Below are 12,770 nucleotides of genomic sequence, written 5' to 3'. Positions count from 1 at the left end.
CGAGTGATAGGGAGGAGAATTTTCTATGATTAACAAGGGTAAAATCGTGATCATCGGTGCCAGTAATGTCGGTTCGGCAATACTGAATAAAATAACCGATTTTCAGTTGGCGTCCGAAATAGTCCTGCTGGACATAAACGCCGACAAAGCAAAAGGTGAGGCGCTCGACGCCAGCCACGCCACTTCGTGCATATACAGCACGAATATCAATGTGCATGCAGGCACCTATTCCGACTGCAGGGATGCCGGTATAATAATTATTACCGCAGGTCCCAGTATCAGACCCGGTGAAACACCCGATCGTTTAATATTGGCAAAAACCAACATCAAAATAATGAACAGCATTATGACCGAAATAACCAAATATACCAAGGATGCTATGATAATCGCGATAACGAATCCTCTCGATGTGGCAACGTACTATATTTCCACTCATTTTGATTACCCGCGCGAGAAAATAGTCGGCACCGGAACAATGCTGGAAACATTTCGTTTCAGACGCATTCTGGCGGATCATTACCACGTCGACCCCAAAAACATTCACGGTTATATTCTCGGAGAGCACGGCAATTCTGCTTTCACGGCATGGAGCACTGTTAATATAGCAGGTATGCCTCTTGAACATCTCGATGAGTGTTTCAATTTTTCTCAAAAGATAAACCGACAGGCAATTGAGGATGAAATCGTTCAGGTTGCCTATGATATAATAAATCTAAAAGGCTGGACCAATACCGGCATAGCCATGGTAGCCTGCCGCTTCATAAAGTCCATCCTATATGACGAACACACTATTTTGCCCATGTCAGCGGTTTTTGAGGGAGAGTACGGACTGCGTGACATTGCTCTGAGTATCCCTCGCATGCTTTGTGCGGAGGGGGTTGTAAAATCGTTTGAAGTAAAGCTGACCGAGACTGAACAAAATTTACTGTTCAGTTCTGCTGCCAGTGTAAAAAATGCTTTATCCTGCTGCAAAAACCTGTAAGCAGTTTATCATATTTTGCCATTTTGTACGCCTTATACTTTTGTATAAGGCGTTATTAATTTATAAAATAAAAAACTACTGTATCGAAAGCCTTTATTTATAAATACCTATATATCTATTATTTATATTTATAAGTAAAAGGCTCTCGGGAACAGCAATTTTTCTGTTATTTTTGCAATAAATCATTTTTAGATATAAAAGTGAAAAAATAACTATTGTTTATATCTTATCATAGTAGTATAATATCATCAATGAGCTATACACTAATTTAATCATATTATAAGATTTTATTCAATAAACCTTACATCAAATCACTTAGTCAAATTTGAAGGAGAGTTTTCAATATGAGCGATAATTTACTTGAAGTAAAAAATTATTCAGTTGCCTCTACAGACAACGTACCTATACTGCATTCATTGAATCTTACTATAAAAAAGGGAGAAACTCATGTTCTTATGGGCCCTAATGGTGCGGGGAAATCCACTTTCGGCTCGTCGCTTCTATCCAATCCGGCTTACAAGCTCACTGAAGGCAGTATTTTTTTTGAAAAAGAAAATATAACGGAACTATCTACCGATAAAAGAGCTAAGAAGGGCATTTTTCTGTCCTTTCAGGCGCCTGTCGAAATACCGGGAATTTCTCTTTATAGTTTTCTGCGGGCTGCTGTAAAGAATGCGGAAACTCCATTGACAGGAAAACTTTTCCGCAAAAAGCTCAACGAAATATTAAAAGTCTTAGACTTAAAACAGGAATATCTTGAACGCGATCTCAATGTCGGTTTTTCCGGCGGTGAGCGAAAAAAAGTAGAAATGCTTCAGCTTCTCATGCTTTCTCCCAAAATGGCTGTTTTAGATGAAACTGATTCCGGTCTTGATGTGGACGCTGTCAATATCATGCTCAAGGGTATCAATGAATTCCAGCAGACGGACGAAAAGGGAATGCTCATAATTTCACACAATATGCATATTTTAAATCGGCTCAAGATAGATAAAGTACATATTCTTGTAAAAGGCCGTATTGTAGCCGACGGCGGCAGTGAATTGATACAGGAAATAAATGAAAACGGCTTTATTCGTTTTGAAAATCAGGCGGGTGATGGAAATGTCTGATATTTCAACTAAGAATTCGTCAATAACTGATGTCAATCGCAGCTTATATGATTTTACAAAAGAAGAAAAAGACGTAGAAAAACTCGCCAGCGGCCTTACAGAAGAAATAGTCCGTCAAATAAGTGCAAAAAAGAATGAACCGGCATGGATGCTTGATCATCGTCTCAAGTCTCTGCAAATATATAATGAATTAAAAGTTCCCAATTGGGGCCCGGATATTTCCGGACTTGACATAAATAATATTGTTACCTACGTTCGTCCCAATACTAAAATGGCGGCAAAATGGGATGACGTTCCCGAAGATATTAAAGACACTTTTGAACGTCTTGGCATCCCCGATGCTGAACGTACATCACTCGCAGGCGTCGGCGCACAATATGATTCAGAGTTGGTTTATCATAACATTCAGGAATCAGTGGCTGAAAAGGGTGTAATCTACAGCGGTATTGAAGAAGCTTTAAGCGGTCCATATGCCGAAATGATAGAAAAACATTTTATGAAGCTGGTCCCTTCCACCGATCACAAATTTGCTGCTCTGCACGGAGCCGTCTGGTCTGGCGGTTCATTTGTCTATGTGCCTCCATATACGGACGTTGAGATTCCCCTGCAGTCTTACTTCCGTTTAAATTCCCCCGGAGCCGGGCAGTTTGAACATACTCTCATCATCGTCGATAAGGGTGCGCGCTTGCATTTTATCGAAGGCTGCTCTGCACCGAAATATAACGTCGCCAATCTTCACGCCGGCTGCGTTGAATTATTTGTCGGTGAAGAAGCTCATTTAAGGTACTCGACCATTGAAAATTGGTCCAAAAACATGTATAACTTAAATACTAAACGAGCAAAAGTAGAAAAAAACGGCGTTATGGAATGGGTATCCGGGTCCTTCGGTTCACATATTTCATATCTATATCCCATGACTATTTTAAATGGTGAATATGCAAAATCAGAATTTACCGGTATAACATTTGCAGGCGAAGGTCAAAATCTTGACACCGGTACAAAGATACTGCATAACGCACCTCATACTTCTTCTGTCATCAGTACAAAATCTCTTTCTAAATCCGGCGGTATCAGTACTTTCAGAAGCGCCGTCACCGTGACAGAAAAAGCTCATAAAAGCAAAACCAGCGTTTCCTGTCAATCGCTTATGCTAGATGACAAATCACGCTCTGACACCATTCCTTTAATGGACGTCCGCTGTAATGACGTCAATGTCGGTCATGAAGCTTCCATCGGCCGTATTGACGATGATGCGGTCTTCTATCTGATGAGCCGCGGGCTCAGCGAAGAAGAAGCAAAAACGCTCATCGTCAATGGCTTTGCCAATCCTATATCAAAAGAACTGCCCTTGGAATATGCTGTAGAAATGAATAATCTCATACGTCTTGAAATGGAAGGGAGCATAGGCTGATGTATACTGCACTTAACGCAAATAAACTTCCTGTTCTCACATGGAACCGTTTCAATGTAAACAGCAAAGAGCTTCATTTGTCAAACGAACCAGACTCCGCAGTCACTCCCAAGATTATTACAGACAATGATGCTATTAAAATAAATGATAATCGTACACTTGACGATATCGTTTTTTCCGGCAGTGACAAAAAAACTGAAGCATATATACTGAAAAATGCTTCAGTGACAAAATCTATAATTATTCCCAAAAACAGCACCTTGGCAACACCTCTCATTTTTGACCTGACACTGCAGCCGACTGATAAGCTTACAGGTATTTTTGACATAAGCCTTGAAGAGAACAGCTCCGCCAACATAATGATCTCGGTAAGCTCTCTTGCACAGAGTACCGCACAATATGCCGATCTTATCAGAGTACATGCAGCAAATGGTGCTTCACTGAAACTCACCTGTCTGCAGCTGCTGGGAAGCTCAGCTGTATCCTTCAATAACATTGTTTCCCGTCTTGAAAACGATGCCAAAATCAGCATACTGCAAATTCCTTTGGGCGCGGGAACTGCACTTGCCTCCGCAACAGCAGATCTGCGGGGATATCATTCATCCGCCTCAATACGATCTGACTATATCGGTCACCTTGAGCAGGATATTGATCTTAATTATGTGGTACGCCATTACGGCAAAAAAACTCTCTCTGACATAAAAATGACCGGATTGCTTTCGGATGCAAGCAGGAAAACAGCCCGTGGTACCATAGATTTTCACCGAGGCTGCAAGGGTTCATCCGGCAACGAAAGCGAAAATGTACTCCTTTTGAGTGAAAAAGCGAGAAACAAAAGCGTTCCTTTGATTTTATGCGATGAGGATGATGTAGCCGGTACGCATGGAGCCGCCATTGGCACATTGGATGAGGATCGTTTCTTTTACCTGAAATCGCGCGGTATTGATGAGAAAGCTGCCCGACAGCTGTTTCTTGATTCTGCTGTCTCCCGTTTGAAAAATCTATTACCAGAAATACTAGCGGCAAAAATCGATAACTATAGTAAGGAAGTGCTTTTTAATGAATCAGTATAAAAATTTTTTCCCCATTATGCGCCACTATAAAGATCTGGCATATCTTGATAATGCTGCTACCAGTCAAAAGCCGGATATGGTCATAGATGCCGTGGCTGATTATTACAAACAGGAAAATGCAAATCCGTTGCGCGGTCTGTATGAACTTTCCCAAAAAGCCACTGATGCTTACGAAAATGCCCGCAAAAAAATTGCTGAATTTATCGGCGCCGCAAAACAGCAGGAAATTATTTATACAAGAAACGCTTCCGAGTCACTCAATATAGTAGCTTATTCGCTTTCTGATCTTCTTTTGTCCAAAGATGATGAAATACTTATTTCCGTCATGGAACATCACAGCAATATGCTTCCATGGCAGCAGGCCGCAAAACGGCATCAGGCAAAACTGGTTTATCTGTATCCTGATAAAAATGGACTTATAACAATAGATGAATTAAAAAACAAACTTTCTGCAAAAACAAAAATACTGTCTCTGACACAACTTTCAAATGTGCTGGGGGCGGAACAAAATCTGAAAGAACTCATAAAAATAGCTCATGCCAATAAAACCATCGTTTCTGTTGATGGCGCACAGGCTATTCCTCACAATAAAATAGATGTTCAGGCTCTTGATTGCGATTTTTATTCTTTTTCCGGTCATAAAATGTATGCGCCTATGGGGATAGGCGTCCTCTATGGCAAAGAAAAATATCTTGAAGAAATGCCTCCGTTTCTTACCGGCGGTGAAATGATCGATTATGTAGATGAACAAAGTGCCACTTTCGCTGAACTGCCTTATAAATTTGAAGCCGGCACACAGAATGTCGGCGGAGCTGTGGGTTTATCGGCCGCAATTGATTTTATGGAGTCAATCGGTTATGATACTATTATCAAAAGAGAAACTGAGCTGGGTCGTTTTGCGGGAGAAGAACTTAGCAAGCTTCCATATGTTACGATATACGGTGATAATGACTTTTCCCAGCACCATGGAGTTATTGCTTTCAATATTGAAGGTATTCATCCTCATGATGTCGCTTCTCTTATGGATTCCGGCAACGTTGCCATACGCGGCGGACACCACTGTGCCCAACCGCTCATGCGCTATTTAAAATGCAATTTTTGCTGCAGAGCAAGTATCGCTTTTTATAATGATGAAGAAGACATCACCAAACTTATCAACAGAACAAAATACATAAGGAGTTATTTCAATGGCGCTCAATAATATTTACAATGAAATTCTTATGGAGCATAATACACATCCTGACCATAAGCATAAGCTGTCTGTAAGCAGTGATTGCAAAACAGCCATCAATCCGAACTGCGGCGATGAGGTTTTAGTAAAAAAAGGAATCAATCCCAGCTGCGGTGATGAAATAGTATTAGAACTCAATATTGAGGACGATATTATAAAAGATGCTGCTTTTAACGGACAAGGCTGTGCCATCTCACAAGCATCGACCGATATAATGGCCGACCTGATAATCGGCAAGAAAATCGATGAAGCCGTAGAATTAACTGATTTATTTATAAAGATGGTACGCGGCGAGGAAAAAGATGAAGAAAAGCTGGAACAATTGGACGAGGCAATGGCATTAAAGGATATTGCGCATATGCCCGCACGAGTAAAATGCGCAGTTTTGGCCTGGCACACATTAAACGAAATGCTCAAGGAAAAAAAGACTGCTGAATAATCCCCATCTGATAAGGAAAACTCTGATCATAAATGATCGGAGTTTTCTTATTTTCACAGCAGAATCATTTGCCGTATTATCTCTGCCCCAACCTCTTCAGTTGATGCGCTGCCGCCGAAATCAGCTGTCAGAACAGTCTTTTCTGTCAAAATTTTTTCCATGGCGAGGATAAGTTTATTACTCCATACCTTTTTGCCAAAAAATTCCAGCATCTGCGAAGCTGACCAAATTGCTGCCATAGGATTTGCCACTCCTCTACCTGCAATGTCAGGAGCGGACCCATGTATAGGCTCAAACATAGACGGATATTTTTTATCCGGATTAATATTAGCTCCGGCTGCCAGCCCCATTCCTCCTGCAATAGCGGCTCCCAGATCAGTTAATATATCACCAAACAAATTTGAAGTGACAACAACTTGAAAACGCGCCGGATCTTTTACAAAAAACATAGCTGCTGCATCTACCAAATATGTATACTGTCTGACATCAGGATATTCTTTTCCTACATCACGGAATATTTCATCCCAGAATACCATTGAATAGTTCAGAGCATTTCCCTTACTTATACTTGTTATTGTTTTCTTTTCACGTCTGGCCAATTCATATGCATAGCGAATTATTCGTTCTGTTCCTTTACGGGAAAATACACTGGTCTGTAAAACTACTTCCTGCTCTTTTCCCTTATAAAGCCAATCACCTGCACCCGCATATTCACCTTCCGAATTTTCTCTTACTACGACCATATTTACGTCTTCACGCCTTACTCCTTTTATGGGACAGGGAACTCCATTCAGCAGTTTAATCGGCCGCAGATTAACATATTGGTCAAAACCCTGCCGTATCTTGATCAGCAGATCACGCAGAGATATATGATCCGGCACATTTGGAGCACCCACTGCACCAAGATAGATAGTGTCAAATTTACTCAAACGTTCCAATCCGTCATCATCCATGACCTTTCCTGTTTTGCAAAAATATTCACATCCCCATGGAAAGTATTCAAATGAAAAAGCAAACCTGCCATCCAGTTCTGCCACCTTTTTTAAAACCTTTATGCCCTCAGCTATTACTTCCGTACCGATTCCATCGCCAGGTATAACTGCAACATTGTATTCTTCCACATTAAGCGCCATCCTTTCATTGTATTATCTTTAAAGTAAACTTTATTAATAAAAAAATCAATAGTTATTTTAAAATAATACAACATAGCTATATTGGGATAAAAAAATAAGAACCGCCAAAAGACAGTTCTTATAGATATCAAGTTTATCATTGACAGGCATCACCTGCAATAACAAGTTTTTATTTTACTAGTTCAAGAATAACCATCGGAGCGGCATCACCGCGGCGAGGACCAAGCTTAAGAACACGTGTATAGCCGCCTTGACGTTCACTATACGAAGGTGCTGTTTCATCAAACAATTTTTTGATTACCGCTTCATCAAGCAAATCTGCAGCTATCTGACGGCGAGCATGTAAATCACCACGTTTAGCCAAAGTAATCATTTTTTCAGCAAGGGCACTGATTTCTTTCGCTTTGGCTTCGGTTGTTTCTATACGTTCATATTTAAATAACGAAGTCAGCACACTGCGGAAAAGAGCACGACGGGCACTGCTGTCACGACCTAATTTTCTGTAAGCCAATTTCTTTCCTCCTATTCTTCATTATGTGAAAGTGAAAGACCAAGTTCTTTCAGCTTATTTCTCACTTCATCAAGTGATTTACGTCCTAAGTTTCTGACCTTCATCATATCGTCTTCGGATTTTTGGACAAGATCAGCTACTGTATTAATTTCTGCCCGTTTAAGACAATTGAAGGAACGAACCGATAAATCAAGATCTTCGATAGTCATTTCCATTACTTTGTTTGCATCATCTTCTTCATTTTCCAAAAAAGTGCTTTCTGATTCATTTTCTTCTTCTGAACAGCCTGCCATACTTTGGAAAAGTTTAAAATGTGCAATCAATATACTTGCAGATTTACTTATAGCTTCTTCTGGCCGCAGCGAACCGTTAGTCCATACTTCCAGAGTCAGCTTATCATAATCTGTGACATTTCCTACACGAGTATCCGCTACAGTATAATTCACTCTTTGAATAGGGGAAAAAATTGAATCTATAGGAATAACACCGATAGGCTGATCGGCTCTTTTATTCTTATCGGCCGGTACATAACCGCGTCCGCGTTCAACAGTCATTTCTATTTTGAGTGAACCGCTTTCGTCGACAGTTGCTATATGCAGATCGGGATTTAATATCTCAATGTCAGCGTCAGCTTTAATGTCAGCACCGGTTACTTCTTTTTCACCTGTGACATCTATACTGATCGTATGCGGTTCATCATTATGCATTTTGAGGCACAACGATTTGAGATTCAAAATGATATTAGTGACATCATCCCGCACACCAGGTATTGTAGAGAATTCATGAAGCACACCATCAATTTTTATTGATGTTATCGCAGCCCCCATCAAAGAAGACAAAAGTATGCGGCGCAGCGAATTACCGAGAGTAGTCCCATAACCACGTTCAAGTGGTTCACAAATGAACTTACCGTATTTTTGATCTTCACTTATTCCTACAATTTCTATTTTCGGCTTTTCGATTTCGATCATCTAAGGTTCCCCTCCTTTATTCTATGCACATAAAGTGCCACAATATGACCAATATGACATATTATCTGGAGTACAATTCGACGATAGCCTGTTCGTCTACTGGAACATCGATTTCATCGCGATTAGGAAATCTGCTGACAGTGCCGCCTAATTCACCAGCACTGAGCCAAGCCGGAACACTCAGTTTATTGCCTGATTCAGCAATAGCTTTGAACAATTCGCTTGAACGGCTGCCTTCTTTTACACCCACTATATCATTTGCTTTAACAAAAGCAGACGGAATATCAAGACGTTTGCCGTTGATTGTAATATGACCGTGTGTAACCATTTGTCTTGCTTGACGGCGTGTATTGGCAAGGCCCAAACGAAATACAACATTATCAAGGCGCCTTTCCAGTAAAATCAAAAGATTTTCACCGGTAACTCCCTGCATTTTTTTAGCTTTATCATAACAAAGGCGGAATTGTTTTTCCAATACGCCGTATATAAATTTTGCCTTTTGCTTTTCTTTGAGCTGCATACCGTATTCACTTACCTTGCGGCCTGTGCGGCGAGGCTGGCGCTTGGATTTTTTGCCAAGACCAACAACAGCAGTTTCTATGCCCAAAGAACGGCATTTTTTCAGAGACGGTACTCTATCAATTGCCATTTATCTATTTTTCCCTCCTATTATACTCTTCTGCGTTTTGGCGGACGGCATCCGTTATGCGGAATTGGGGTTACATCCTTGATCATATTCACTTCAAGACCTGTAGCCTGAAGAGAACGGATAGCTGCTTCACGGCCTGCTCCCGGTCCCTTTACATAAACTTCTACCTGTTTCAAACCATGTTCCATGGCTGCTTTTGCAGCTACTTCTGCTGCCATCTGCGCTGCAAACGGAGTGCTTTTGCGTGATCCTCTGAAGCCAAGACCGCCGGCACTTGCCCAGGAAAGAGCGTTGCCGTTTTTGTCAGTAATGGTAACTATTGTATTATTAAAAGTTGATCGAATATGGGCTATGCCATATTCAATATTTTTACGTTCCTTTTTTTTCGGACGAGATTTACTTGCTGGCAATTCTAACCCTCCTTATGCTTCTTTCTTCTTACCCATAATGGTCTTTTTAGGACCTTTTCTCGTACGCGCGTTATTTTTCGTATTCTGTCCGCGTACAGGGAGTCCGAAACGATGACGTCTGCCACGATAGCAGCCTATTTCAACTAAGCGTTTAATATTGAGTGATACTTCACGACGAAGGTCACCTTCTACAGTATAACTTTTTTCAAGCGTTTCACGAAGTTTGGCTACTTCATCTTCAGTCAGATCGCGAGAGCGAGTATCAGGACTGATTCCTGTGACTGCCAGAATATCACGTGCCGACTTCGGGCCGATACCAAAAATATATGTTAAAGCGACTTCCATTCGTTTATCGCGTGGTAAATCTACACCGGCAATACGTGCCATATATTAACACACCTCCTATTATCCTTGTTTTTGTTTATGCTTAGGGTTTTCGCAAATGACCATTACATGGCCCTTGCGTTTAATTATTTTACATTTTTCGCAAATGCGTTTCACTGATGGTCGTACTTTCATTGCATTTACTCCTTTCAGCAATATTCCTATAATCCCGGTAAGCCGTTTATTTAAATCTGTAGGTAATACGGCCTCTCGTAAGATCATACGGCGTAAGCTCAATCGTAACCTTATCGCCCGGCAATATGCGGATAAAATTCATACGAATCTTGCCGGATACGTGAGCTAAAACGACATGGCCGTTTTCCAGTTCTACCTGAAACATTGCGTTTGGTAATGCTTCAAGTACTCTACCTTCAACTTCAATTACATCTTGTTTAGACATGAACCTGCTCCCTTTCGAATAAAGGTTGGGCGAACTAATTTTTCAGGCAACCTTTTTTCTAAGGAACCATCCTTGCCCAACATTATTGCAATGAATTGTCTTAATAGTGTCTTCACAAAACTACTATCCGACATAAACTTTTCCATTATATCAGCCGCGCAGTACAGCCACAATGTCGCCATACACCTTATCCATCGACTGTCTGCCATCAATTTTCTTATATAGATCTGCATCTTTGTAATACTCGATAAGAGGCTTTGTTTGCTCATCATAAACCGACAGGCGGTTTTTCATAGTGATCTCACTGTCATCAGCACGCTGATAAAGCTCCCCACCGCAAAGATCGCAAATGCCTTCTTTAAGAGATTTTTTAAACTTTATATGATACGTTGCACCACATTTTCTACATATCCGGCGTCCCACGGCTCTTTCAACAAGGTCCTGTGCAGGCACGTCTATATTGAGAGCACCTGTGAGTTTCAAACCTAATTCATCGATTATCTTGTCAAGATTCTTCGCCTGCTCCACTGTCCTGGGAAATCCATCAAGAATAAATCCCTTTTTACAGTCCACCTGAGAAAGACGTTCTTTGACTATACCGATGGTGATATCATCAGGTACAAGCTTTCCCTGATCCATGCAGGCTTTTGCTTTTTTCCCAAGTTCAGTCTGATTTTTAACTGCCGCTCTAAACATATCACCCGTAGAAATATGCGGTATCTTAAATTCTTCAACTAATTTTGCCGCCTGCGTACCTTTACCGGCACCAGGAGGTCCCATTAACAGAATGTGCACAATAAAATTCCTCCTTATTTCATGAATCCTTCATAATGGCGCATGACCACCATGGATTCTATCTGCTTCATAGTATCAAGGGCTACCCCTACAACAATGAGCAGTGCCGTTCCGCCAAAATATACACCTTGAATATGTGTTGCATTAGCAATAAGCATCGGAAAAATAGCAATCAATGCTAAAAATACCGCACCAGCCAGCGTTATCCTTGTCATTATCCGATCAAGATAATCCGCTGTATCCTGTCCTGGTCTTATACCAGGAACAAATCCGCCATATTTCTTAAGATTATCAGCTAAATCAGGTATTTTTAGTGTAACAGCTGTATAAAAATAAGTAAAGAAAATTATCAGCAAGGTATATGTTATTGTATGCGTGAGTGTTCCCCATTGAAAATAAGAAGCAACGGTTTTCACCCATCCCACACTTACAAACTGTCCTATAGTTGCAGGAAACATCAGCAGAGACGAAGCAAAAATGATCGGAATAACTCCTGCCTGATTTACCTTAAGAGGTATATGAGACGAATGCCCGCCATAAGTTTTATTTCCAACGACCCGTTTAGTGTAAGATATAGGCACTCTGCGCTGTCCCTGTTGAATCGCTATAACGAAAACGACCATAGCCAATGCTATAAACAAAAACAAAAACAGATTGAAATAGTTTATTGTTCCTGCCTGCAAATACTGGTACATAGTGCCCAGAGAATGAGGCAGTGCCGCTACAATGCCGGCAAATATTATCAGAGAAATCCCATTTCCTATACCATTGGCTGTTATCTGTTCACCAACCCACATTAAAAAAACAGTTCCTGCTGTTAATGTGATAGCGATAATCAATATGGATGCAGGATTTGGATTTATTATAGCAGCCCGTAAGCCGATGGACATGCCAATAGCCTGTAAAAACGCAAGGACAACCGTTAAATAACGGGTGACCTTAGTCGTTTTTTTATGACCTTCCGCACCTTCTTTAGACCATTCTTCCAAGGTAGGAACTACTACAGCTAAAAGCTGCATTATGATGGAAGCGTTGATATAAGGAGTGATACTCATTGCAAATATGGAAAACTTACTTAAAGCACCACCGGAAAATAAATCCATCAATCCAAATAAATTACCACTATTAAAAAGATGTTCGAGTGCGTCGGGATTGACTCCCGGAACAGGAATATGCGTTCCCAAACGAAACACTGCAAACATTATTAAGGTGAAGATGATTTTTTGCCTTAATTCAGGAATTTTAAATATGTTCCCAAGGGCTGAAATCAAC

Annotated in this window: 16 protein-coding genes; 6 read left to right on the top strand and 10 right to left on the bottom strand. The window is 40.8% G+C overall.

Going from position 1 to position 12,770, the window contains the following annotated elements; all coding sequences use genetic code 11:
- Positions 1-25: 25 nt before the first annotated feature.
- The 6 genes from NXG61_RS05940 to sufU all read left to right on the top strand — a co-directional run bounded on the left by NXG61_RS05940 (position 26) and on the right by sufU (position 6,245).
- Positions 26-982, top strand: a complete 957-nt coding sequence (locus NXG61_RS05940) for an L-lactate dehydrogenase (protein WP_196605037.1) — start codon at positions 26-28, stop codon at positions 980-982.
- A 344-nt stretch (positions 983-1,326) separates the two neighbouring features.
- Complete coding sequence (gene sufC / locus NXG61_RS05935; protein WP_307224887.1) at positions 1,327-2,091, top strand: Fe-S cluster assembly ATPase SufC; 765 nt, start codon at positions 1,327-1,329, stop codon at positions 2,089-2,091.
- Positions 2,084-3,502 (top strand): Fe-S cluster assembly protein SufB, encoded by a 1,419-nt coding sequence (gene sufB / locus NXG61_RS05930; protein WP_196605039.1) that lies wholly within the window; start codon positions 2,084-2,086, stop codon positions 3,500-3,502. The genes sufC and sufB overlap by 8 nt, the downstream gene beginning before the upstream one ends.
- A complete protein-coding gene (locus tag NXG61_RS05925; protein WP_307224884.1) occupies positions 3,502-4,575 on the top strand; it encodes a SufB/SufD family protein in 1,074 nt (357 codons plus the stop codon). The genes sufB and NXG61_RS05925 overlap by 1 nt, the downstream gene beginning before the upstream one ends.
- Positions 4,562-5,776, top strand: a complete 1,215-nt coding sequence (locus tag NXG61_RS05920) for a SufS family cysteine desulfurase (protein ID WP_196605041.1) — start codon at positions 4,562-4,564, stop codon at positions 5,774-5,776. The genes NXG61_RS05925 and NXG61_RS05920 overlap by 14 nt, the downstream gene beginning before the upstream one ends.
- Positions 5,763-6,245, top strand: a complete 483-nt coding sequence (gene sufU, locus NXG61_RS05915; RefSeq protein WP_196605042.1) for a Fe-S cluster assembly sulfur transfer protein SufU — start codon at positions 5,763-5,765, stop codon at positions 6,243-6,245. Before NXG61_RS05920 ends, sufU begins: the two co-directional genes overlap by 14 nt.
- 53 nt (positions 6,246-6,298) lie before the next feature.
- On the opposite strand, the gene NXG61_RS05910 is transcribed toward sufU, so the two are convergent.
- The 10 genes from NXG61_RS05910 to secY all read right to left on the bottom strand — a co-directional run bounded on the left by NXG61_RS05910 (position 6,299) and on the right by secY (position 12,769).
- A complete protein-coding gene (locus tag NXG61_RS05910; protein WP_307224882.1) occupies positions 6,299-7,366 on the bottom strand; it encodes a tartrate dehydrogenase in 1,068 nt (355 codons plus the stop codon).
- Positions 7,367-7,547: 181 nt separating this feature from the next.
- Entirely contained in the window at positions 7,548-7,889 is a 342-nt protein-coding gene (gene rplQ / locus NXG61_RS05905) for a 50S ribosomal protein L17 (protein ID WP_196605044.1), read from the bottom strand.
- A gap of 11 nt (positions 7,890-7,900) precedes the next feature.
- Complete coding sequence (locus NXG61_RS05900; protein WP_196605045.1) at positions 7,901-8,860, bottom strand: DNA-directed RNA polymerase subunit alpha; 960 nt, start codon at positions 8,858-8,860, stop codon at positions 7,901-7,903.
- A gap of 61 nt (positions 8,861-8,921) precedes the next feature.
- Positions 8,922-9,509 carry a 30S ribosomal protein S4 gene (gene rpsD, locus NXG61_RS05895; RefSeq protein WP_196605046.1) on the bottom strand — a complete coding sequence of 196 codons (588 nt, stop codon included), beginning with the start codon at positions 9,507-9,509 and terminating at the stop codon, positions 8,922-8,924.
- A gap of 20 nt (positions 9,510-9,529) precedes the next feature.
- On the bottom strand, positions 9,530-9,919 hold the full coding sequence (gene rpsK, locus NXG61_RS05890; protein ID WP_196605047.1) for a 30S ribosomal protein S11: 390 nt from the start codon (positions 9,917-9,919) through the stop codon (positions 9,530-9,532).
- Positions 9,920-9,931: 12 nt separating this feature from the next.
- Positions 9,932-10,306 carry a 30S ribosomal protein S13 gene (rpsM, locus tag NXG61_RS05885; RefSeq protein WP_196605048.1) on the bottom strand — a complete coding sequence of 125 codons (375 nt, stop codon included), beginning with the start codon at positions 10,304-10,306 and terminating at the stop codon, positions 9,932-9,934.
- A gap of 18 nt (positions 10,307-10,324) precedes the next feature.
- Entirely contained in the window at positions 10,325-10,438 is a 114-nt protein-coding gene (gene rpmJ, locus NXG61_RS05880) for a 50S ribosomal protein L36 (RefSeq protein ID WP_196605049.1), read from the bottom strand.
- Positions 10,439-10,484: 46 nt separating this feature from the next.
- Positions 10,485-10,703, bottom strand: a complete 219-nt coding sequence (infA, locus tag NXG61_RS05875) for a translation initiation factor IF-1 (protein ID WP_132548291.1) — start codon at positions 10,701-10,703, stop codon at positions 10,485-10,487.
- A gap of 150 nt (positions 10,704-10,853) precedes the next feature.
- Positions 10,854-11,498 carry an adenylate kinase gene (locus NXG61_RS05870; protein ID WP_307224877.1) on the bottom strand — a complete coding sequence of 215 codons (645 nt, stop codon included), beginning with the start codon at positions 11,496-11,498 and terminating at the stop codon, positions 10,854-10,856.
- A 14-nt stretch (positions 11,499-11,512) separates the two neighbouring features.
- The gene (gene secY, locus NXG61_RS05865; RefSeq protein ID WP_196605051.1) at positions 11,513-12,769 is read right to left on the bottom strand and encodes a preprotein translocase subunit SecY; all 1,257 of its coding nucleotides are present in this window, start codon (positions 12,767-12,769) and stop codon (positions 11,513-11,515) included.
- Position 12,770 lies beyond the last annotated feature (1 nt).

Source organism: Pectinatus haikarae, from assembly GCF_050916305.1.
GTDB lineage: Bacteria > Bacillota > Negativicutes > Selenomonadales > Selenomonadaceae > Pectinatus > Pectinatus haikarae.
Note: the sequence above shows the minus strand (reverse complement) of the source record. Positions and strands in the feature narration are given on the sequence as shown.